General features: G+C 64.9%; 18 protein-coding genes. 11 read left to right on the top strand and 7 right to left on the bottom strand.

Annotated features, from left to right (window positions below):
- Positions 1 to 107 precede the first annotated feature (107 nt).
- The 3 genes from AC1D08_RS11600 to AC1D08_RS11590 all read left to right on the top strand — a co-directional run bounded on the left by AC1D08_RS11600 (position 108) and on the right by AC1D08_RS11590 (position 3,244).
- Positions 108 to 989, top strand: coding sequence for an EamA family transporter (locus tag AC1D08_RS11600; protein ID WP_457151301.1), 882 nt, complete (start codon positions 108 to 110; stop codon positions 987 to 989).
- 108 nt (positions 990 to 1,097) lie between these two features.
- On the top strand, positions 1,098 to 2,489 hold the full coding sequence (locus AC1D08_RS11595; protein WP_457151302.1) for an NfeD family protein: 1,392 nt from the start codon (positions 1,098 to 1,100) through the stop codon (positions 2,487 to 2,489).
- Complete coding sequence (locus AC1D08_RS11590) at positions 2,486 to 3,244, top strand: slipin family protein (RefSeq protein ID WP_095091267.1); 759 nt, start codon at positions 2,486 to 2,488, stop codon at positions 3,242 to 3,244. Before AC1D08_RS11595 ends, AC1D08_RS11590 begins: the two co-directional genes overlap by 4 nt.
- A gap of 43 nt (positions 3,245 to 3,287) precedes the next feature.
- On the opposite strand, the gene AC1D08_RS11585 is transcribed toward AC1D08_RS11590, so the two are convergent.
- Positions 3,288 to 4,217: a LysR family transcriptional regulator gene (locus tag AC1D08_RS11585; RefSeq protein ID WP_457151303.1), complete on the bottom strand. Its 930-nt coding sequence runs from the start codon at positions 4,215 to 4,217 to the stop codon at positions 3,288 to 3,290.
- Positions 4,218 to 4,314: 97 nt separating this feature from the next.
- Between AC1D08_RS11585 and AC1D08_RS11580 the strand changes: the two genes are divergently transcribed.
- Complete coding sequence (locus AC1D08_RS11580; protein ID WP_457151304.1) at positions 4,315 to 5,325, top strand: zinc-dependent alcohol dehydrogenase family protein; 1,011 nt, start codon at positions 4,315 to 4,317, stop codon at positions 5,323 to 5,325.
- A 228-nt stretch (positions 5,326 to 5,553) separates the two neighbouring features.
- On the opposite strand, the gene AC1D08_RS11575 is transcribed toward AC1D08_RS11580, so the two are convergent.
- The 6 genes from AC1D08_RS11575 to AC1D08_RS11550 form a co-directional block, all read right to left on the bottom strand.
- Complete coding sequence (locus AC1D08_RS11575; RefSeq protein ID WP_457151305.1) at positions 5,554 to 7,848, bottom strand: xanthine dehydrogenase family protein molybdopterin-binding subunit; 2,295 nt, start codon at positions 7,846 to 7,848, stop codon at positions 5,554 to 5,556.
- Positions 7,845 to 8,828: an FAD binding domain-containing protein gene (locus AC1D08_RS11570; RefSeq protein WP_457151306.1), complete on the bottom strand. Its 984-nt coding sequence runs from the start codon at positions 8,826 to 8,828 to the stop codon at positions 7,845 to 7,847. The genes AC1D08_RS11575 and AC1D08_RS11570 overlap by 4 nt, the downstream gene beginning before the upstream one ends.
- A complete protein-coding gene (locus AC1D08_RS11565; RefSeq protein ID WP_457151307.1) occupies positions 8,825 to 9,304 on the bottom strand; it encodes a (2Fe-2S)-binding protein in 480 nt (159 codons plus the stop codon). The genes AC1D08_RS11570 and AC1D08_RS11565 overlap by 4 nt, the downstream gene beginning before the upstream one ends.
- Positions 9,305 to 9,478: 174 nt before the next feature.
- Positions 9,479 to 11,737, bottom strand: coding sequence for a xanthine dehydrogenase family protein molybdopterin-binding subunit (locus AC1D08_RS11560; protein ID WP_457151308.1), 2,259 nt, complete (start codon positions 11,735 to 11,737; stop codon positions 9,479 to 9,481).
- On the bottom strand, positions 11,727 to 12,785 hold the full coding sequence (locus tag AC1D08_RS11555) for an FAD binding domain-containing protein (RefSeq protein ID WP_457151309.1): 1,059 nt from the start codon (positions 12,783 to 12,785) through the stop codon (positions 11,727 to 11,729). Before AC1D08_RS11555 ends, AC1D08_RS11560 begins: the two co-directional genes overlap by 11 nt.
- A complete protein-coding gene (locus AC1D08_RS11550) occupies positions 12,782 to 13,279 on the bottom strand; it encodes a (2Fe-2S)-binding protein (RefSeq protein WP_457151310.1) in 498 nt (165 codons plus the stop codon). Before AC1D08_RS11550 ends, AC1D08_RS11555 begins: the two co-directional genes overlap by 4 nt.
- Before the next feature lie 287 nt (positions 13,280 to 13,566).
- Between AC1D08_RS11550 and AC1D08_RS11545 the strand changes: the two genes are divergently transcribed.
- The 7 genes from AC1D08_RS11545 to AC1D08_RS11515 all read left to right on the top strand — a co-directional run bounded on the left by AC1D08_RS11545 (position 13,567) and on the right by AC1D08_RS11515 (position 20,386).
- Complete coding sequence (locus tag AC1D08_RS11545) at positions 13,567 to 14,178, top strand: TetR/AcrR family transcriptional regulator (protein ID WP_457151311.1); 612 nt, start codon at positions 13,567 to 13,569, stop codon at positions 14,176 to 14,178.
- 4 nt (positions 14,179 to 14,182) lie between these two features.
- Positions 14,183 to 14,419, top strand: coding sequence for a hypothetical protein (locus AC1D08_RS11540; RefSeq protein WP_095091276.1), 237 nt, complete (start codon positions 14,183 to 14,185; stop codon positions 14,417 to 14,419).
- Between the two features lie 102 nt (positions 14,420 to 14,521).
- Positions 14,522 to 15,274 carry a DeoR family transcriptional regulator gene (locus AC1D08_RS11535; RefSeq protein ID WP_457151312.1) on the top strand — a complete coding sequence of 251 codons (753 nt, stop codon included), beginning with the start codon at positions 14,522 to 14,524 and terminating at the stop codon, positions 15,272 to 15,274.
- A 105-nt stretch (positions 15,275 to 15,379) separates the two neighbouring features.
- Complete coding sequence (locus tag AC1D08_RS11530; RefSeq protein WP_477423140.1) at positions 15,380 to 16,957, top strand: sugar ABC transporter ATP-binding protein; 1,578 nt, start codon at positions 15,380 to 15,382, stop codon at positions 16,955 to 16,957.
- The gene (locus tag AC1D08_RS11525) at positions 16,954 to 17,958 is read left to right on the top strand and encodes an ABC transporter permease (RefSeq protein ID WP_477423138.1); all 1,005 of its coding nucleotides are present in this window, start codon (positions 16,954 to 16,956) and stop codon (positions 17,956 to 17,958) included. The genes AC1D08_RS11530 and AC1D08_RS11525 overlap by 4 nt, the downstream gene beginning before the upstream one ends.
- Before the next feature lie 80 nt (positions 17,959 to 18,038).
- Positions 18,039 to 19,196 (top strand): substrate-binding domain-containing protein, encoded by a 1,158-nt coding sequence (locus tag AC1D08_RS11520; RefSeq protein ID WP_477226787.1) that lies wholly within the window; start codon positions 18,039 to 18,041, stop codon positions 19,194 to 19,196.
- Positions 19,197 to 19,387: 191 nt separating this feature from the next.
- Positions 19,388 to 20,386 (top strand): bestrophin family protein, encoded by a 999-nt coding sequence (locus AC1D08_RS11515; protein WP_457155596.1) that lies wholly within the window; start codon positions 19,388 to 19,390, stop codon positions 20,384 to 20,386.
- Positions 20,387 to 20,484: the final 98 nt, after the last annotated feature.

The following is a 20,484-nucleotide window of genomic DNA, read 5'->3' as shown; positions in this document are numbered from 1 at the left end:
CCTTGCCCCATCAAGACGTCGGCGCTGTCTCACGACAGGCCGGCCGGTTCGGCCTATCGCGATGCCGCCAGGCGGGTTTGGTCCGGCGGCATGGAGGATGAGCCAAAGTGACATCGACGCCGGTTGCCCATCGCGAAGCGGCGCCCTTGCCGATCGCCGCGCTGATGGGCGCCATGGTGTCGATCCAGATCGGCGCCACCTTCGCCAAGGGCCTGTTCCCGCTGATCGGCGCGCAGGGCACGACGACGCTCAGGCTGGTCGTCGGCGCGCTGATGCTGATCGCCGTGCTGCGGCCGTGGCAGATGCGACCGTCGCGCGCCACCATGCCATGGCTGATCGCTTATGGCGTGACGCTGTGCGCGCTCAACCTTCTGTTTTACGCCGCGCTCGCCACCATTCCGCTCGGCATAGCGGTGGCGCTGGAGTTCTCCGGCCCGCTGCTGGTGGCGACGTTGACCTCGCGGCGTGCCAGCGACTTTGCCTGGATCGGGCTAGCGGTGGCCGGCATCTTGCTGTTGTCGCCTTTCGTCCATTCGCTGCAACCGCTTGATCCGACCGGGGTGATGCTGGCGCTGGCGGCCGGCGGCTTCTGGGCGCTCTACATCGTGCTCGCCCAGAAGGCGGGTGCTGAACTCGGCTCGCGCACCACAGCCTATGGCATGGCGATCGCAGCCGTGCTGGTGCTGCCCTTCGGCGTGGCACAGGCGGGAACCGCGCTGCTCGAACCGTCAATCCTGACCAGCGCGCTGCTCGTCGGGCTGTTCTCCAGTGCGCTGCCCTTCTGGCTGGAGATGGTGGCGCTGACCAGGATGCCGGCCCGCATCTACGGCACGCTGACCTGCCTCGAGCCCGGGCTGGGCGCGCTGGCCGGCTTCCTGTTCCTGCACGAAAGCCTGACGGCGCCGCAACTGGCCGGCATCGCCGCGGTGATTGCCGCCGCCTTCGGCACCGCGCTGACGTCGCGGCCGCCGGTTCCGTCGCCGGAATAGCTCCCCACAAGGGAGATTGTGCGCTCAGCCGCGTTCGCATTCGCCGACGTCGCTCTCCTCTTGGACTTCGCAAAATACAACCCATATTGAATCCACGGAGCTTTGAGCGTGACCTTCGCGCGGGTGGCCCTTTTTGCCGCGGCCTTCGTCGCCGCAGCTGTCTTTTCTCCCTTCTCTTCGGCCGGGAGCGAGAAGGTTGCGCTGAGCGTCGCAATCGACGGCGCCATCGGGCCGGCAAGCACCAGGCAACTCGAGGAAGCGCTTGATGTAGCCGCCAAGCGGGGCGCCGAAGTCCTCATCCTTCAGATCGATACACCCGGCGGGCTCGTCACCTCGATGCGCGAGATGATCGCCGATATCCTCGCTTCACCGGTGCCCGTCATCGGCTATGTCGCGCCGGCCGGTGGCCATGCCGCCAGCGCCGGCACCTATATCCTCTATGCCACCCACGTCGCGGCGATGGCGCCCGGCACCAATCTGGGCGCCGCGACGCCGGTCGAGATGGGCGGGCTGCCGTCGCTTCCGGGCGGCGACAAGGACAATAGCGACCAGAACGACAAAGGCGACCAGAAGGACGCCACCGGGCGGCCGGCAGGCGACGCGATGATGGCCAAGGTGACCAATGATGCCGTCGCCCTTATCCGCTCGCTGGCGGAACTGCGCGGGCGCAATGGCGATTGGGGCGAGAAAGCCGTGCGCGAAGCTGCGAGCCTTTCGGCGAGCGCGGCGCTGCAGGAACATGTCATCGACTTCGTCGCCCACGACACCACCGAGTTGTTGCAACTGGCCGATGGGCGGACCGTCGATGTAGCGGGCAGGAAAGTGGTTCTGGCGACCAAGGGGCTGCGGGTCGAGACGCTGGAACCCGGCTGGTTCATCCAGCTTCTCTCCGTCATCACCGATCCGAACGTCGCCATCATCCTGATGCTGGTCGGCGTCTACGCCATCATCTTTGAGTTCACCAGCCCCGGCGCGGTGGCGCCCGGCGTCATCGGGACCATCTGCCTCGTGCTTGGGCTCTATGCACTCAATCTCCTGCCGATCAATTATGCCGGCCTCGCCCTGATGCTGCTCGGCGTCGCCTTCCTCGTCGTCGAGGCCTTCAACCCCACCGTGGTGCTTGGACTCGGCGGCGTGGCCGCCTTTCTGCTTGGCGCCACCGTGCTGCTCAAGACCCAAGGTCCGGGCTTCGCCGTGTCATGGGCCGTCATCGGTCCCGCTGCCGCGCTGACGCTTGGGCTGGCGCTGCTGACGGGCACCTATGTCTGGGCGGCGCGCAAGAGCCTGCCCCGTGTCGGCGGTGAGGCCATGCGCGGACTGCCGGCCCAGATTCTCGACTGGGAGGGCGGCGAGGGCCATGTACTGGCCCAGGGCGAGCGCTGGCGGGCGAAGGCCGACGAACCCATCGCACCCGGCGACAGCGTCGAGGTCACCGATGTCAGCGGCCTCGTACTGACCGTGCAGCGGCGCGACGCCGGAAGTAATGGAGCGAGAAAATGAGCATCGGTTACGTGGCCTATCTGTTGCTTGCGCTGGTCGTGGTCATGTTCCTGTCCGCGGCCATTCGCATCCTCAGGGAATATCAGCGCGGCGTGGTCTTCACGCTCGGCCGCTTCACCGGGGTCAAGGGTCCCGGTCTCATCATCCTCGTCCCCTTCATCCAGCAGATGGTCAAGGTCGATCTGCGGGTGGTGGTGCAGGATGTGCCGCCGCAGGACGTGATTTCGCGCGATAACGTCTCTGTGAAGGTCAACGCGGTGCTCTATTTCCGCATCGTCGACGCCGAACGGGCGATCATCCAGGTCGAGGACTTCATGGCCGCCACCAATCAATTGGCGCAGACCACGCTGCGCTCGGTGCTCGGCAAGCACGAGCTCGACGAAATGCTGGCCGAGCGCGACAAGCTCAACAGCGATATCCAGGAGATCCTCGACCAGCGCACCGACGCCTGGGGCATCAAGGTCTCCAATGTCGAGATCAAGCATGTCGACCTGAACGAGAGCATGATCCGCGCCATCGCCAAGCAGGCCGAGGCAGAGCGGCTGCGCCGCGCCAAGGTGATCAACGCCGATGGCGAGCAGCAGGCGGCGGCCAAGCTGGTCGAGGCGGGCAAGATGCTGGCCGCCGAGCCGCAAGCCATGCAACTGCGCTATTTCGAGGCCCTGCACGACATCGCCGGCGAGCGCTCGTCCACGGTTGTGTTCCCGCTGCCGGTCGATCTGCTCAGCCAGTTCATGAAGCAGCAGGGGAAGTAGGGAGGAGCGTGTGATCTTCCCCTTTTGTGGGAGACCGGCGGCCTCACCGCAGCCAGGGCGGATCCGGCGCGAAGCGCTTGCCGATCCAGTCGGTGAAGGCGCGGGTCTTGGCGGCTTGTCCCTTGGCTGACGGCGTGACGACATAGACCGCGCCCTCGTCGGCCAGCGTCCAGTCCTCCAGGATCGGCACCAGCCGGCCGTCGGCGAGCTCGCGGCCGACCAGCCAGTCGGTGCTCATCATCAGGCCGACGCCTTGCACGGCGGCCTGGACCAGCACCTCGGCATCGTCGGAGACCAACGGCCCGGAAACCTCGACGCGCACGTGCCGGCCCTCGCGGTCGGTCATTTCCCAGGCCGGAAAGGTCTGGAAGCCGCTGAAGCCGAGACAGGAATGTTCGAGCAGCGCCTGCGGTGTCTCCGGCCTGCCCCTTCGGGCGAGATACGAGGGGGCGGCGCAGAGCAGCCGGCGCCGCGTCGCCACCTTGCGCGCCACCAGGCGCGAATCCTCCAGCGCGCCGAGCCGCACGGCGACGTCGAAATTCTCGGCGACCAGATCGACGAAGCGGTTGGAGAATTCCGCCTCGATGCGGACATCGGGAAATTCGGCAAGGAATTGAGGCAGCAGCGTCCCGATCCACATGCGCCCGAACGTGCCGGGCAGCGCCAGCCTGAGCAGGCCGCGCGGGCGGCCGCCTGCATGTGCCGACGCGGCGGCCTCGGCCTCGTCGACAGCGGCGAGGATGGCGCGCACGCGCACCAGGAATTCGGCACCCGCTTCGGTCAGCGACACGCTGCGCGTCGTGCGATGGAGCAGCCTGACACCCAGCCGCTCCTCCAGTGATTGCAGCCGCCGCGACAGGATGGTCGCGTCACGCCCGACACGCGCCGCCGCCCTGGTGAAAGAGCGCGCTTCGGCGATGGCCGCGAAGGCCGCCATTTCGGCAAGGGCCACTGGTTCTTGGGATTGCTGCATGATTTGCAGTACTCAAATGCAAAAGCCAATGATTATCCAGAGATAACGCAGCAGCTAGGTTCACTCAACCCATCAATCGACGCACCGGAGTGAAACCATGAAAGCCATCGAACTGAGCCAACCCAGGCTGGACGCCTTCCGAGCCGCCACCCTGGCCACCCCCGAACCGCAGCGCGGCGAGGTGCTGATCCGCCAGCGTGCGGCGAGCCTCAATTTCGTCGATGTCGCGGTGGCGAGCGGCAATTATCCCGGACCGAGCTTTCCGCTCATCCCCGTCGCCGACGGCGCCGGCGAGATTGTCGCGCTTGGCGAGGGGGTTTCGAGACTGGCCGTCGGCGATCGCGTCATCGCCCACGCCAAGCCGCGCTGGATCGGTGGCCGGCCGCGCCCTTACGAGATGACTCAGATGCGCGGCATCTCGCTGCCGGGGTCGCTGGCCGAATATGTCGCGCTGCCGGCCAATTCGGTCGTGCCGGTGCCGGCGCATCTCTCCTTCGAGGCGGCCTCGACGCTGCCAATCGCCGGCACCACTGCCTGGAACGCCATCCGCGCCGCCGATGTCGGGCCGGGCTCGGTCGTCGTGCTGCTCGGCACCGGCGGGGTCTCGATCTTCACCTTGCAGCTGGCGAAAGCCGCCGGCGCCACGGTCATCATCACCTCGTCGTCGGACGAGAAGCTGGAGCGGGCGAAAGCACTCGGCGCCGATCATCTCATCAACTACCGCGCGATGCCCGACTGGGACGGCAAGGTGCTGGAGCTGACCGGAGGCCTCGGCGCCGACCTCGTCGTCGAGACCGGCGGCACCGCCACCTTCACCCGCGCCATCAACGCCACCGCGCCCGGTGGCACACTGTTCACCATCGGCTTCGTCACCGGCGCCGAGGCTACGGTCAATCTGCTGCCGATCATCATCAAGGCGCTGAGGGTGGTCGGCAACAACACCGGATCTGTGTCCGACCTTCACGACGCCGCCCGCGCCATCGGTGCAGCTGGAATCGAGCCAGTCGTCGACAAGATGTTTTCGCCCAACCAAGCGGCCGAAGCCTACGCCCACATGGCCGCCGGCGGCCTGCACTTCGGCAAACTGGTGTTCGGGTTGGAGTGGTGATCGGCGAAGATGGCGGAGCTGCCACTCTCTCCCCTACAGGGGCGATGCCCGGCCGGGCAGAGGGGGTGGGAAGGATCGCCAAACTTCGCGGTTACCACCTTCAACCGGAAATCACTGGACGGCGCGATTGTGATTGGGTTGAGATGCCGGCGGGACAGTACCCCCCCTCTGGCCTGCCGACCATCTTCCCCGCAAGGGGGGAGATCGCAGCTTCGTCGCCGTCGCCCCCTAAATCAGCTTCTCCAGCGTGATCGGCAGGTCGCGCACGCGTTTTCCAGTGGCGTGGAAGACCGCGTTGGCGATCGCGGGTGCCACGCCGACGATGGCGAGCTCGCCGACACCCTTGCCGCCGAGCACCGAGGAGTGCAGGTCGGGAATGCCGACCGAGATCACTTCGATGTCTGGAATGTCGGCGTTGGTCGGCACCAGATAGTCGGCAAGGTTGTTGTTGACGATGCGGCCATGGCGGCGGTCGACGATGCCTTCCTCGAGCAGCGCCTGGCCGATGCCCATGATGATGCCGCCCTTCCATTGGCTTTCGGCGAGTTTGGGGTTGTAGAGCCGGCCCGAATCCAGCGCCGATACCACGCGCGACACGCGCACCGTGCCGAAATCCTCGTCGACACGCACCTCGATGAAATGCGCGCACCAGCTGTGGCGGGAATAGTCGCCCTCCGTATGCGGCAGCGCCATGGCGATGGTGGTGTAGTTCTTGTAGCGATCCTGCGCCGTCGAATTGGCCGGCATGGTGTCGCCGGTGGCCTCGATGTGGTCGCGGCCGACGCTGCCGAGCAGTTCGGCGATGGAGAGATCAGGGCCGTCGCCGCGCGGCGATGAGATACGGCCGTTGGCGACCACCAGCGTGTTGGCCTGCAGCGCGTGGAATGGCGAGCGCGGATCGCTGATCGCCAGCCCCACCAGCTGATCGAGCGCCGAGGTCGCCGCCTTGTAGACGGCGCCGGTCATCACGCCGGCCAACCGCGATCCGCCGGCGACGCCGGCGCGGGGGAAGCGCGAGTCGCCCAGCTTCACGACGACATTGTCGGCCGGCACGCCGACCGTCTCGGCGGCGGTCTGCGCCAGGATCGTGTAGGTGCCCTGGCCCATGTCGATCGAGGAGCTTTCGACCTCGACCGAGCCATTGGCGAGAATGCGCACGATCGCCTCGCCATAGGCGCGCCGCACCGGATATGTGCCGGCGGCGACACCCCAGCCGATCAGCTGGTTGCCGTCGCGCATCGAGCGCGGCTGTGGTGTCCGCCTTGCCCAGCCAAAGCGTTCTGAGCCCGCAGCAAAAGCCTCGCGCAACTGCCTGGTAGACCAGGCTTTTTTGGCGTGTGGGTCCTGCTCGGCATAGTTTCTCAGGCGGATCTCCAGCGGATCGATGCCGACCTCATAAGCGAGTTCGTCGATGGCGCTCTCAATGCCGAAGGCCGAGGGGTTTTCGCCCGGCGCGCGCATGGCGCCCGGCACCACCGAATTCACCCGCACGACATTCTGCTTCGAGGAGGAATTCGGCGTCGCGTACATGATCGAGGTGACCGATCCGAGCGGCTCGACCCACATGCCGTCCATCGACGTCTCGTTGATGCCACGATGCACGATCGACTGGATTATTCCTCCCGTATCTGCGCCGATCGTCACCGTCTGGCGTGTCGCCGCGCGCCCGCCGTAGCCGGTGAATGTCTGCGGCCGCGTCATCACCAGCCTCACCGGCCGGCCGAGCATCTTGGCGGCACTTGCCGCCACCGCGCCATGGCTGAGCGCCAGCGCCTTGGAGCCGAAGCCGCCACCGATATAGGGCGAGACGAGCCGCACATTCTCGAACGGCACGTCGAACCATTCGGCATAGGTGCGCGCCATGCCGTCCAGCCACTGGCTCGGCTCCCATACGGTGAGCTTGTCGCCTTCCCACTGGGCGATCAGGCCATGAGGCTCCATCGGCGCCTGGTATTCGCGCGGCGTGTTGTAGGCGGCGCAGATGCGGACCGGAGCCGAGGCGAAAGCGGCCTGAGCGTCGCCCCATTCCTTGGTCATGGCGTCGATCGGGATGCCGTCACCGGCCTTGGCGTCGCTGAGGTCGACGATGGATGGGGTCTCGTCATAGCTGACCTTGACCAGTGCCGCGGCCGCAACTGCCTGCTCGAAAGTTTCCGCGACGACTGCCGCGACATGCTGGCCTGAGAAGGTGATGTCGCGCGCCAACGGGCAATAGGGCTTGTCGGGCGGCGGTGTACCGAACCAGTCAGAGGCAGTCCTGAGGCTGATGATGGTGTCCGGCGTCAATACCTTGAGCACGCCGGGCGCTGCCTCGGCCTCGGCGGTATCGATTGAGCGCACCTTGCCTGATGCAATCGTGCTTTCGACCAGCACGGCGTAGGCGAGGCCTTCGAGCTGCTGTTCGACGGCATATTTCGCGGAGCCGGTGATCTTGGCCGGGCCGTCGACGCGCGACAGCCGGCCGCCAACGGCGTCGGCGCCGCCATCGGACGCATCACCATGTCTCATGTTGTGAACGGTCATGCGGTTTCTCCCATTTTCAGGATGGCGCGGGCGACGACGCGCGGCGCCAGTTCGATCTTGTAGTGGTTGGCGCCATTGTCGACGGCGCCTTCGACGGCGAGCAGGCTGGCGGCGCGGACGGCGTCCGGCTCCAGCACCTTGCCTTTCAGCGCCTCTTCCACGGCCCGCGCCCGCCACGGTTTGGTCGCGACGCCGCCCAGCGCCACACGCAAATCCCGGATGGTGCGCCCGTCAGCCTCGAACTCGATGCCGACGGCAGCACTTGCCGCGGCGAATTCATAGGATTGGCGGTCGCGGATCTTCAGATAGGTCGAACGCCGGGCCGCTGCGGAGTCGGGGATATCGATCGCGGTGATCATCTCGCCCCGTTCGATCGCGTGTTCCCTGTCGGGCGTGGCGCCGGGCAACAGAAAGAAATCGTCCACCGAAACCCGACGCTCGCCGAGATGGACGATCGCGTCGAAGGCGACCAGCGCGGTGGCGAGGTCACCTGGATACATGGCGATGCAGGCTTCGCTGGTGCCGAGTACGGCGTGTCCCCGCGTGACTCCGCCGATAGCCGAACAGCCGCTGCCGGGTTCCCGCTTGTTGCAGGCAGGGAAATTCGAGGGATCTCGGAAATAGGGGCAACGCGTGCGCTGCATCAGATTGCCACCGATTGTCGCCATGTTGCGGATCTGCGCCGAAGCCGCCTGCCACAGGGCTTCGGAGACGGCGGGGAAGTGGCGCTTAATGTCGGCATGGTCGGCGACATGACCCATTTTGGCCAGTGCACCGATGGTGGCGCCGCTTGCGCTCACTTCGATCTTGTCCAGCCCTTTGAGATGGGTGATGTCGACCAGGCTGTCGGGCTCGGCGACACCGCATTTGGCGAGATCGATGAGCGTGGTGCCGCCGGCGAGCAGCATGGCGCCGGGCAGGGCGGCTGCCTGGCGTGCCGCCTCGAGCGAGCCGGCACGCAGATAGGAAAAATCTCTCATGACTGGACCTCCACGGCTGCCTGGCGGACAGCGGCGACAATGTGTGGATAGGCGCCGCAGCGGCAGAGATTGCCGGCCATGTATTCGCGGATTTCTTCATCCGAGCCGGCATGGCCCTCGCGGATGCAGGCGACCGCCGACATGATCTGGCCGGGCGTGCAATAGCCGCACTGGAAGGCATCCTGCTCGAGGAAGGCAGCCTGCACGGGATGCAGTTCACCCTCCCGTGCAAGCCCCTCGATGGTGGTGACGGTGCGGCCCTCGGCCTGCGCGGCCAGCGTCAGGCAGGCCAGCACGCGCTCGCCGTCGACATGAACGGTGCAGGCGCCGCACTGGCCGTGGTCGCAGCCCTTCTTGGTGCCGGTCAGGCCGAGCCGGTCGCGCAAGGCGTCGAGCAGCGTGACGCGCGGCTCGAGCTGCAGGGTGTGGCGATGGCCGTTGATGTCGAGATGGACGGGAATTGTTGTTTTGGTCATGGGCGTCTGGCTCCAGTTGCTTGACGCGAGGTCGATTGAGCTGATGTTGGGCGGGCGAGGAGAGCCGGCAGGCTTGCCCGTCTCTCCCACCTGTCCGTCCCTTCGCTTTCGGTCCGGGCATTCGTCGTTGGAAAGCCAGGCAACTGGCTTCCTGTCCGTTTTACGGATCACTCGTCATCCCAGCAGGTCCTCGATCCGGATTGGAAAGCGCCGGGGGCGCACGCCAGTTGCATGCCAGACCGCATTGGCAACGGCGCCAGCCGTGCCGGTGATGCCGATTTCGCCAACGCCCTTGATGCCGAGCGCGTTGACGTAAGGGTCGTCCTCGTGGACCAGCAGCGCCTCGACCGACGGCACGTCGGCATTCACCGGGACATGGTATTCGGCGAGGTTGGCATTCTGGATACGGCCCGAGCGCCGGTCGGTGACGGCCTCTTCATGCAGGGCGAAGGAGACGCCCCAGATCATGCCGCCATAATACTGGCTGCGCACCAGCCGCGGATTGATGACCCGCCCGGCGGCAAAGGCACCGACCAGTCGGGTGACGCGGATCTGGCCGAAATCGGGATCGACCTTCACTTCGGCGAACACAGCGCCATGCGCGTGCATGGCATAGGCCTCCCGCGAGGCCGGGTCCGGGGTTCCCGTGCCACAGCCATCGATCTCGGCGAGCCCGGCGCGGGCCAGGATCTCGCCATAGCTTTCACTGCGATTTTCGTCGTCGCGCCGGTAGAGGCGGCCGCCACGCGCCAGGACGCCCTCGTTGCCGGCGCCGAACAACGGCGAGGCTTCATGGCCGGTGGCGAGATCGGCGAGCCTGGCGATGACGGCGGCTCCGGCATTGTGGATCGCCATGCCGGCTGTCGCCGTATGGCCGGAGCCGCCGGCAATGCCTGCGTTGGGTAGGTCGGAGCTGCCGGCCCTGAAATCGACCTGGTCGATGTCGAGCCCCAGCCCGTCGGCGGCGATCTGGGCGAAGGCGGTCCAGGCGCCTTGCCCCATGTCCTGCGCGCCGGTCTCCATCAGGCCGCTGCCGTCGGCCCTCAGCACGGCACGCGCCTCAGCCTGGAACATGATCGCCGGAAAGGTTGCCGTGCCCATGCCCCAGCCGGTCAGAAAGCCATCCTTGTCCGGCATCTGGCGCGGCTGGAGCGGACGGCGCTGCCAACCGAAGCGCTCCGATGCCTGCGTGTAGCATTCGCGCAGCGCCTTGGACGAAAACGGCTTGCCAGTCATCGGCTCGACCTCGGCATAATTGCGCAGCCGAAACTCCAGCGGGTCCATGCCGCAGGCCGCGGCTGCCTCATCGATGGCGCTCTCCAGCGCGATCGAGCCGGTGGCTTCACCCGGGGCGCGCATGAACAGCGGCGTGCCCGTGTCCAGCCGCACCGCCTCGTGCGAAGTGGCGATGGCCGGGCTGGCATAGAGCGTGTGCGAGGCATCGGCGGCCGGTTCGAAGAAATCGTCGAACGTGCTCGATGCGGTCTTGGCGTGATGGTCGATCGCTGTCAGCTGGCCTTCGCTGTCCATGCCCATGCGCAAGGTCTGGCGCGTTGGCGCGCGATGGCCGACGGGCCCGTACATCTGCTCGCGCCGCAGCACCAGCTTGACGGGACGACCGACGAGACGCGCCGCCAGAATGCCGAGCACCTGCGGCCCGGAGATCATGCCCTTGGAACCGAAGCCGCCACCCAGGAAAGGGCTGCAGATGTGGATATTTTGCGGCGCGATGCCGAACAGGCCAGCGATGCGGCCCTGTGCCATGGCAAGGCCCTGGCTCGGCGTGTCGATCGACAGGCTGTCGCCATCCCAGGCGGCGACGATCGCATGCGGCTCCATGGCGTTGTGGTATTGGGCCGGCGTCTCGTAGGTCGCCTCGATCCGCGTCGCTGCCGACTTGAGACCGGCCTCGACATCGCCCTTGTGGTGCACCGCAGGACTGCCGATGCCGACACCGCCCGGCACAAAGCTTTCGGCGCCGTCGAGGCCAACGCGCGCCGGCTGCGCTTCATAGCGCGGCGACAGCAGTGCCGCCCCTTCGGTCGCCGCCTCCAGCGTCTCGGCGATCACCACGGCGATGGTCTGGTTCGGGTAGCGGATACGATCGTTCTGCAACAGGTCGAGCCGGAACATGAAGGGATTGTTCTTGGCATCCGGATCGGTGGCGAGCGGTGGCCGGTTCTCGGGCGTCATCACCTCGACCACGCCCCCGTGCGCCTTGGCCGCCCTGACATCCAGTGAAGCAACGCGGCCGCGTGCGATGCCGCTGACGGCCAGTACTGCGTAGAGCATGCCGGGCGGATGATTGTCGGCGGCGTAACGGGCGGTACCGGTGACCTTGAGAAAACCATCGCGGCGGGTCAGCGGTTGGCCGATGCTGGAGCCCTGCCGGAGATGGGCGGGTTGTTGATTGAGGCCGAGTTCAAGCGTCATGGCGCACTCCGGGAATGGAAGAAAATGGGGAGGCAGGGAGGGCTGGCAGCCGCCCAGGCGTTCCCGCTAGGGCAGACATCAGCGCCCTGACTACTATGCGGCGTGCGAGTTCGATCTTGAACGCATTGTTGCCGGAGGGACTGGCATCGGCCAATGCGGCGTCCGCCGCACGGACGAAGCTCGTCTCGTCGGCATCGGCGCCAAGCAGGACCGCTTCCGCCGAACGCGCCCGCCATGGCTTGGCCGCTACCCCGCCCAGCGCCAGCCGCGCCTGGCGGATCTTGCCGCCTTCGACGACAAGGGCAGCGGCGGCCGAGACAACAGCGAAGGCATAGGAGGTGCGTTCGCGTACCTTGAGATAGCGGGCATTGGCGGAGAAGGAGGCAGCCTCCGCCGGCAGGCGCACCCCAACGATCAGGTCGCCGGGCTCCAGTCCATTCTCCCGCTGCGGCGTCTCGCCAGGAAGCCGGTGGAATTCCTCCAGCGTCACATGGCGCCGGCCCTTTTTGCCCTCGATCTCGACCACGGCGTCGAGCGCCACCAGCGGCACGCAGAAGTCCGACGGATGCGTGGCTATGCAGGCGTCGCTCCAGCCGAGCACGGCATGCAGCCGGTTCTCGCCACCCAGCGCGTCGCAGCCCGCGCCCGGCTCGCGCTTGTTGCAGGCGCTGGCGGTGTCGTAGAAATAGCTGCAGCGCGTGCGCTGCAGCAGATTGCCGCCGACGGTGGCGGCATTGCGAAGCTGAGCCGAGGCGCCCGACAGCAAGGCCTCCGCCACCGCCGGATAGGATCTGGCGAACTCTGGATCATGAGCGAGATCAGCATTGCGCACCAGCGCGCCGATGCGCAGGCCGCCATCGGCCAGCCGCTCAATGCGGTTGAGCTCCGGCAGGCGCGAGATGTCGACGATACGCTCGGGGCTGGTGACGCCGCCCTTCATCAGGTCGAGCAGGTTGGTGCCGCCGGCGAGATAGGCCGAACCCGGCTCGGCCGCCGCCGCAATGGCGTCGGGAATGGTGGTGGGCCTGATATAATCGAAGTTCTTCACGCAGCGGTCCTCCGGTCGGCTTTGGCAAGCTGCTCCTGGGCTTCCAGGACCGCCTCGACGATGCCGCCATAGGCAGCGCAACGGCAGAGATTGCCGCTCATGCCCTCGCGGATGCGCTCGGGATCGTCGCCGGCCTGTGCCTCGGCGATCAGGCCGAGCGTGCTCATGATTTGACCCGGCGTGCAGAAACCGCATTGGAAGCCGTCATGGGCGATGAAGGCGGCCTGCACCGGATGCAGGTCTTCACCGTGGGAGACACCCTCGATGGTCAAGACCTTGGCGCCGTCATGGCTGACAGCCAGCGCCAGGCAGGAGTTGATGCGCTTGCCATCGACCAGTACCGTGCAAGCGCCGCACTGGCCGCGGTCGCAGCCCTTCTTGGTGCCGGCGAGCTCAAGCCGCTCGCGCAGCAGGTCAAGCAGTGTGACACGTGGATCGACCTCCAGTTCGTATCGGTGTCCGTTGATGGTGAGAGCGAGGGGAAGGCTGGTCATGGGCGTCTGGCTCCAATTGCTTGACGCGAATGGGAATCATCTGGTGCCTTGCTGGGGAAGAGCAAGGTTACCTTGCGGTCAGGTTGGGTAGTCTCCCCGCATGGGGGAGATAGCACTCATAGGTCTTCACCGACCTCCAGCGGGCGGGGAGGCTACTTTCAGCACGTGACATACCGGTTCGCCTTATTATATGATAAAGGTGCTCCACTAAAACGGAGGCGCCTCCGTTTATTACGTGGGGGCTGACCCGGCCGGGTTCAAGCCCCCGCCACACCGTGGAGAAAAAATTGGCCGCCGAGCCGTCCGCCATCGCTGAAGAGAAGGTCGAAGAGGCCAAGCCGCTGCGCGCCGACGCGCAGCGCAACCGTGACAGGCTGGTCGAGGTGGCGGCCGCCGTCTTTGCCGAGCGTGGCATCGACGCCTCGCTGGAAGAGATCGCGCGCCGTGCCGGCGTCGGCATAGGCACACTCTACCGGCATTTTCCGACCCGCGAGCATCTGGTCGAAGTGGTCTACCGGCGCGAGGCAGAGGCGCTGTGCGCGGCTGCCGGCGAACTCGCCGGAAAACATCCGTCCGATGTCGCGCTGGAGCAGTGGATGCAGCGCTTCGTCGACTATATCGCCACCAAGCGTGGCCTGGCGACCAGCCTGCGCATCCTGCTGACCACCAATTCGACGCTGTTTTCCGACACGTCAGGCCGCGTCTCGCAGGCCTTGCGGCAACTGGTCGAGGCGGCGGTGGCCGAGGGCACCATTCGCGGCGATGTCGACGCTTCCGACGTGCTACACGCACTGTCGGGCATCTACTCGGCACCAGACACCCCGCAATGGCGCGACCGTTCACGCCGGCTGGTCTCGCTGCTGATGGACGGTCTGCGGTTCGGGGCGGGGAAGGGGTGACTCCGTGGATAGCCTCATCTTGGTGCTGACAAGGTTCGTCAGCGGAGAAGACACCAGCCTGGCCGCCGCCAACAGCCTGGAAGTGCTGCTCGACGAGGCCTATCCGGACGACGAGCTTGTTCAAAGTGCCGTTGTAAAGCTTGCGAGCTACAGGCCCGGTGGTGGCCAGTTTCTGTTCGACACTCCGGAAATTCAACGTCGGCTGCTTCGTATTCGCGACTATCTTTCGCATCGCACCTGATAAGACCGCTCTTGCATTGCGCGGATTCGCACACCGCGCTTGCAACTGAGTGAGAGCGGTTGTTAAATTCCTCACATTTCAGGTGACCGACAGGCCCAACGCATGACTGCTCGCAAAGCGCAAAGGACAGCCCGGCTGATCCATCTGCTGTCGGAACGGCGGGTTATCCATCTGAGCGAAGCAGCAACGCTGCTGGGCGTCTCGGAGATGACCGTGCGGCGTGACATCGCCACCAATCCGGGGCAGATCGCCTTTCTCGGTGGGCACATATTGGCGGCGGCCGAGATCGATACTGACGCTCCTTACGAACTGGCGACCGCGGCCGATAGCCATGCGGCGGCGAAGCGCGAAGCCTGCCTGCACGCGGTGCGGAAAATTCGGCCCGACGAGACAATCTTCATCGATTGCGGCACGACGCTGATCCATCTGATCGATCTCATTCCAGATGATTATCGAATAACGGCAATATGTTACGCCATGAATGTCGCGGAGCGCCTGACCCGCAAGGCCAATGTCACGCTCATCATGCTGGGGGGCGTCTATCATCCCGCGTCGGCGTCTTTCTCGGGCACGCATGACTTCGACATTTTGAAGAGCGTCGGCATCAACGCAGCTTTTCTGTCGGCCGCCGGTGTCGATGCCAAACGCGGCGCCACCTGCGAGCATTTCCACGAGGCGGTGGTGAAGCAGAAGGTGATGGGCCTGGCGCGCGAAAACTACCTTGTCGTCGACAGCAGCAAGATCGGCAAGCTCAAGCGCGCCTTCTTCGCGCCAATGGACGGTTTCGACGCCGTCATTACCGAACATGGGGAGGTAGGGCCGGAATCATTCCAACTGCCGCCTGACTCCGTTTGACATTTCGCCGGCCTGATGGAAAAGTCACAAAAAAAGTAAGAGAAGTCCCAAAAGACAATCTGGATCGGGGTAGGGGACGCGTCAACGGAAGGAAATGCAGGCGTCATGATCGAACAGGGTTCGATTTCGCCATCGTCCGGGACTCCCTTGCTGCGCGTCGAGGGCGTCAGCAAGCGGTTCGGCGGTGTCAATGCGCTGCGCGGCGTCAGTCTCGAAATCAAATCCGGTGAAGTGCACGCCCTGCTTGGTGAAAACGGGGCCGGCAAATCGACGCTGATCAAGATTCTAAGCGGCGTGCATGTGCATGATGGCGGCTCGATCGCGATCAATGGCGAGCCTGTCTCGTTCGCTTCGCCCGCCCAGTCGCGTGATGCCGGCGTGGCGGTGGTCTACCAGGATCTGAGCCTGGTCGAATCGCTTTCGGTTGCCGACAATCTGATGCTGGGACGAGAGGCGAAGACCCGCTTCGGCTTCCTGAAAAAACGCCAGCTGGTGGCGCAGGCCGAAGCCTTCCTCAAGTCACAGAACATCCCGCTCGATGCCCGTGCCATGGTCGGGTCGCTGCCCTTTGCCTATCGCCAGATGACCGAGATCGCCAAGGCGCTGATGGGCGACGTTCGCCTGCTCATCCTCGACGAGCCGACCTCGGCGCTGACCGACGATGAAGAGAAGATCCTGTTCGAGGCGATCCGTGCTGTTGCCGCGCGGGGCGTCGGGGTGATCTACGTCACGCATCGCCTCAATGAGGTCTTCCGGATTTCGAACCGGGTGACCGTATTCCGCGACGGGCAGAACGCCGGAACATTTATCACGTCACAGACCAGTATGAGGCAATTGGTCGGCGCGATCGTCGGGCCGGATCACGCCGTTCTGAAGGCGGGCACCACGGCAGCGGGGCAAAGCGTGATGTCCTCTGCCCGCCCTGGTTCCCCTGAAAAGCCCGTGCTCGAATTGAGGGGCGTCAGCAATGACAGGCTGGACCGGGCCAATCTCGAACTGCGCAGCGGCGAAATCCACGGCCTTGCCGGCCTGATCGGTAGCGGACGCACCGAAATCCTGCAGACGATCTTCGGGCTGCTGCCCGTCCAGTCGGGCGATGCCAGCCTCGAGGGCGTTTCGCTGAACGGAACCGATCCGGCCGAGGCGATACGGCGAGGCATAGCGCTGGTGCCGGAGGACCGGCACGTCCAGGGCCTGGTCCTCGAACATTCGATCGAGCGCAACCTGACCCTGCCACGGTTGCCGTATTTCTCGCGCCTGGGCTGGCTGCAGCGCCGCTCGGCGAGCGAGCACGCCGACGCCGCCATGCATCGGCTGGCCGTCAAGGCGCCAGGCGCATCGACCACGGTGAAGAACCTGTCCGGGGGCAACCAGCAGAAGGTCGTGTTCGGCAAATGGAACGAGCCGCGGCCGCGCGTGCTGTTGCTCGACGAGCCGACGGTTGGTGTCGATGTCGGTGCGCGCGAGGAGATTTACGGCGTCATTCGCGCCGCAGCGGCGGCGGGAAGCGGTGTGCTGCTGGTGTCTTCGGATCTTTCCGAACTGCTTCAGCTCTGCGACCGCGTCTCGATCGTCGTCGATGGCCGGATCACCAAGACGATTTTGAGACAGGAATTCGGCAGCGCCGAGGATCTCCATCACCTCATTCAACTTTCGCAGCCATCGCAAGAGCACGCGGCATGACCGACACCCAAAGCCCGGCAAGTCCACCAGTGGCAAGGGGGGCAGCCGCCAACCAGCCAGGCGGTCGCTCGGCGCTGCAGCATCTGCTTCAGGGCGAACGCCCCTATATGCTTTACGTCGCCTTCGCCGTCATGCTGATCGTCTTCAGCCTGGCGTCGCCCTGGTTCCTGTCGATCGACAATTTTCTCAACATCGGCCGCCAGACGACACTGGTCTCGATCATTGCCGTCGGCATGACGTTCGTCATCATCTCCAGGCAGATCGACCTGTCCGTCGCCTCGACGCTGGCGCTTTCGGGCATGAGTGCGTCGCTGGCCATGGCTTTCGTCGCCAACAACTGGGTCGTCGGCGCGCTGGCGGGATTGGGCACCGGGGCGCTGATCGGGCTGATCAACGGCGTCTTGACCACCCGCCTCGAAATCCCGTCCTTCCTGGTGACGCTGGGCACGTTGAGCGGCGCGCGCGGTCTGGCGCTGATGGTCACCAACACCAAGCCGGTCATCATCACCAACGATTATTATTTCGCGATCTTCGGCGAAGGCTCGGTGCTGGGCATCCCGGCGCCGATCCTGTGGACGCTTGGCGTCACGATCGCAGGCATCCTGCTGCTCCACTACAGCGTCTACGGGCGGCGCGTCTATGCGGCGGGCGGCAACCCGACGGCCGCACTCTATTCCGGCGTCCATATCAAGAAGGTCACCACGTTGGCCTTCGTGCTGACCGGGACGCTCGCCGGGCTGGCATCGCTGATCCTGTCGGCGCGTTCGCACGCGGCACGGCCCGATGTCGTGCAAGGCATGGAGCTCGATGTCATCGCCTCGGTGATCCTCGGCGGCTGCAGCCTGTTCGGCGGTCGCGGTTTCGTGCTGGGCACGCTGCTCGGCAGCCTGATCATCGGCACGCTCAACAATGGGCTGGTGCTGCTTGGCGTCAGCTCGTCGCTGCAACTCGTCATCAAGGGAGCAATCATCGTCGCCGCGGTCGCCTTCACGAGGAGGTAAGGCGCGCGCCCGCGGATTTCAGCAGAAAATTGCCGGCTCCAAACGGCACCAGAGACGTCAACGATCAACGGAGGAAAGTCATGAAGCACTCGGCACGAATCCACTCGCTTTTCCTAGGATTGAGCATCGCCGCCAGCGCGTTCGCGCTCTCAACATCCCTAAGCTCGGCGCAAACGCCGGAAACCTGCGTTACCGGCGTCGACATGGCCACGCTCGGTCCCAAGGGCATTGTTGGCCAGGGCCCGCACGGTGAAAAGGCAGCCTCGCCCGACGAGTTGAAGTTGAGCGACGACGAAGCCGCCAAGGTCAAGGCCGGCAAGTTCAAGGTCGGCATTTCCATGCAGACGGTGAACCTCGACTGGTCGCAACTGCAGGTGCAAGGCATCAGCGAAACGCTGGCCAAGTATGGCGTGACCGTGACCGGTGTCGCGTCGGCCGAATATCAAGTCGACAAGCAGATCGCCGATATCGAGAACACCATCCAGCAGCATCCCGACGGCATCATTTCCATCCCGGTCGACTTCACCGCGACGGCGCCGACCTACAAGAAGGTGGGCGAGGCCGGCATCAAGCTGGTGTTCATGGACAGCATCCCGGTTGGCCTCGAATCTCCAAAGGATTTTGCCTCGATGATCTCGGCCGACAGCCAGGGCAACGGCCAGATCGCGGCGCAGATCCTGTCTTCCTGCATGCCGAAGGGCGGCACGATCGGCCTGGTGAATTTCGGCGTCGACTATTTCAGCACCAACGAGCGCACCAAGGGCGTCGGCGAGTGGATGAAGAAGAACCGGCCCGACATCGTCATGAAGCAGGTCGATTTCACTGATCCCTCCAAGGTGTCGCAGATCGCCGGCGACTTCCTCACCGGCAATCCCGATGTGAAGGGCCTGTTTGCGGTGTGGGATCAGCCGGCGCTCGACACTCTGTCGTCGATGCGCGCGCAAGGCATCGACATTCCGATCACCACTGTCGATCTCGGCCTGCAGTCGGCGATCGAAATCGCCAAGGGTGGGCCGCTGAAGGCAACCGGTTCGCAGCGCCCCTATGATCAGGGCGTCGCCGAAGCGCTGGCGATGATGAAGGCGCTGATCGGTGAACCCACGCCCGCCTGGGTCGGCGTCCAGTCCTTGCCGGTCGTGCAGTCCAACGTGCTGGAGTCCTTCAAGACCGTGTTCCACAAGGATCCGCCGGCCGAACTGGTCGATGCCTGTAACAGCGCCAAGCCGAAGTGCAATTGAGATAGGTGAAAAGCCATGGGCACGGGGGCGACCCCGTGCCCATGTTTTTGGTAAGATTGGACGCGACGCGCTTTGGGAAATCGGTCTCGCAACAGTCGGCTTCATGCCAAGACGGCCATTCATGGTGAGCAAACGGTATGCTAGGCGTGATGGCTTGATTCGCCTGTCGTCCACGCTTTCGAGGGCACCCGATGTATGTAGGCCGTTCCTACAAGGTGGTAGATTTCGCTCTCTGGTCGCGGGGCAGTGTCATCTACATGGTGGTGGTGAGCGCACTGGCCGTGGCGGCCTACCGTCTGCCGGGCATCGCCGGGTTTTCGGTGCCATGGTCCGTCGTGCTCGTGCTCGGCACCACCGTGTCACTCGTTGCCGGGTTCAAGAATTCGCAGGTTTTCACCCGCAGCAGTGAAGCGCTGCAAGCCTTTGCGCAAATTACAGCCAGCAGCCGGTTGTGGTCCAATTTCTGCAGGGACTTCAACGATGTGCCGACAGCCAGGCAACTCATCTACCGCCATCTCGCCTGGTTGACGGCCCTCCGGTTCGCCCTGCGGCGGCCGATGCCGTGGGAATCCATGGGGCGGGCGGCCAATGTCGAATTCCGGCGGCGTTACAAAATCCAGGAGGATGCGGGCTCGATCGCCGACGAACTGCGTCCGCTGCTGGGCGAACAAGCCGACGACGTCCTGAAGTCGCCTCGTCCAGCGCTAATCCTGCTTGAAATGCAATCGGTCCAGGTCAATGCGTTGTTCAAGGAGGCCAAAATCCCTCCGCAGGTCTATGTCGAACTCATCAAGCTGATCCGCGACTTCCATGATCAGCAGGCGCGCTGCGACCGCATCAAGAACAATCCATATCCCCGGCAATACGCCATCGTCAGTTCCTTGTTCGTCATGATCTTTTGCACCTTGCTGCCATTTGGCGTCGTTCCAGTCTTTGCCGACATGGGCAAATTGGGTGGCGCACTCGGCCCGATCGCGATCTGGCTCACGATCCCGTTCAGCACACTCCTGGGGTGGGCATACATGTCTCTCGACCAGGTCGGCGAGAGCAGTGCCAACCCTTTCGAGGGCAACGCCAACGATGTTCCGATCTCGCAAATCTGTCGCGACATCGAGATCGAACTGCGCACCGGGCTTGGTGAGGTTGACCTCCCCAAGCCATTGCTGCCAGTCAACGATATCGCGACCTAGGCAAGCGTCGCCGACGGCCGATACCAGTTGCAGGGGCGATCTCTTGCGCTGGCTGGCGATAAAAACCTGGCGTGAATGTCACACTGGCGGATCCTGAC

It is taken from the genome of Mesorhizobium sp. P2_E6 (genome assembly GCF_056403835.1).
This window is presented reverse-complemented; position numbering and strand designations above follow the sequence as displayed.

Coding starts and splice junctions, on each gene's coding strand:
- AC1D08_RS11565 (WP_457151307.1), bottom strand. CDS start 9,304: ATGACCAAAACAACAATTCCCGTCCATCTCGACATCAACGGCCATCGC.
- AC1D08_RS11590 (WP_095091267.1), top strand. CDS start 2,486: ATGAGCATCGGTTACGTGGCCTATCTGTTGCTTGCGCTGGTCGTGGTC.
- AC1D08_RS11535 (WP_457151312.1), top strand. CDS start 14,522: ATGACTGCTCGCAAAGCGCAAAGGACAGCCCGGCTGATCCATCTGCTG.
- AC1D08_RS11570 (WP_457151306.1), bottom strand. CDS start 8,828: ATGAGAGATTTTTCCTATCTGCGTGCCGGCTCGCTCGAGGCGGCACGC.
- AC1D08_RS11515 (WP_457155596.1), top strand. CDS start 19,388: ATGTATGTAGGCCGTTCCTACAAGGTGGTAGATTTCGCTCTCTGGTCG.
- AC1D08_RS11520 (WP_477226787.1), top strand. CDS start 18,039: ATGAAGCACTCGGCACGAATCCACTCGCTTTTCCTAGGATTGAGCATC.
- AC1D08_RS11550 (WP_457151310.1), bottom strand. CDS start 13,279: ATGACCAGCCTTCCCCTCGCTCTCACCATCAACGGACACCGATACGAA.
- AC1D08_RS11530 (WP_477423140.1), top strand. CDS start 15,380: ATGATCGAACAGGGTTCGATTTCGCCATCGTCCGGGACTCCCTTGCTG.
- AC1D08_RS11525 (WP_477423138.1), top strand. CDS start 16,954: ATGACCGACACCCAAAGCCCGGCAAGTCCACCAGTGGCAAGGGGGGCA.
- AC1D08_RS11585 (WP_457151303.1), bottom strand. CDS start 4,217: ATGCAGCAATCCCAAGAACCAGTGGCCCTTGCCGAAATGGCGGCCTTC.
- AC1D08_RS11580 (WP_457151304.1), top strand. CDS start 4,315: ATGAAAGCCATCGAACTGAGCCAACCCAGGCTGGACGCCTTCCGAGCC.
- AC1D08_RS11560 (WP_457151308.1), bottom strand. CDS start 11,737: ATGACGCTTGAACTCGGCCTCAATCAACAACCCGCCCATCTCCGGCAG.
- AC1D08_RS11575 (WP_457151305.1), bottom strand. CDS start 7,848: ATGACCGTTCACAACATGAGACATGGTGATGCGTCCGATGGCGGCGCC.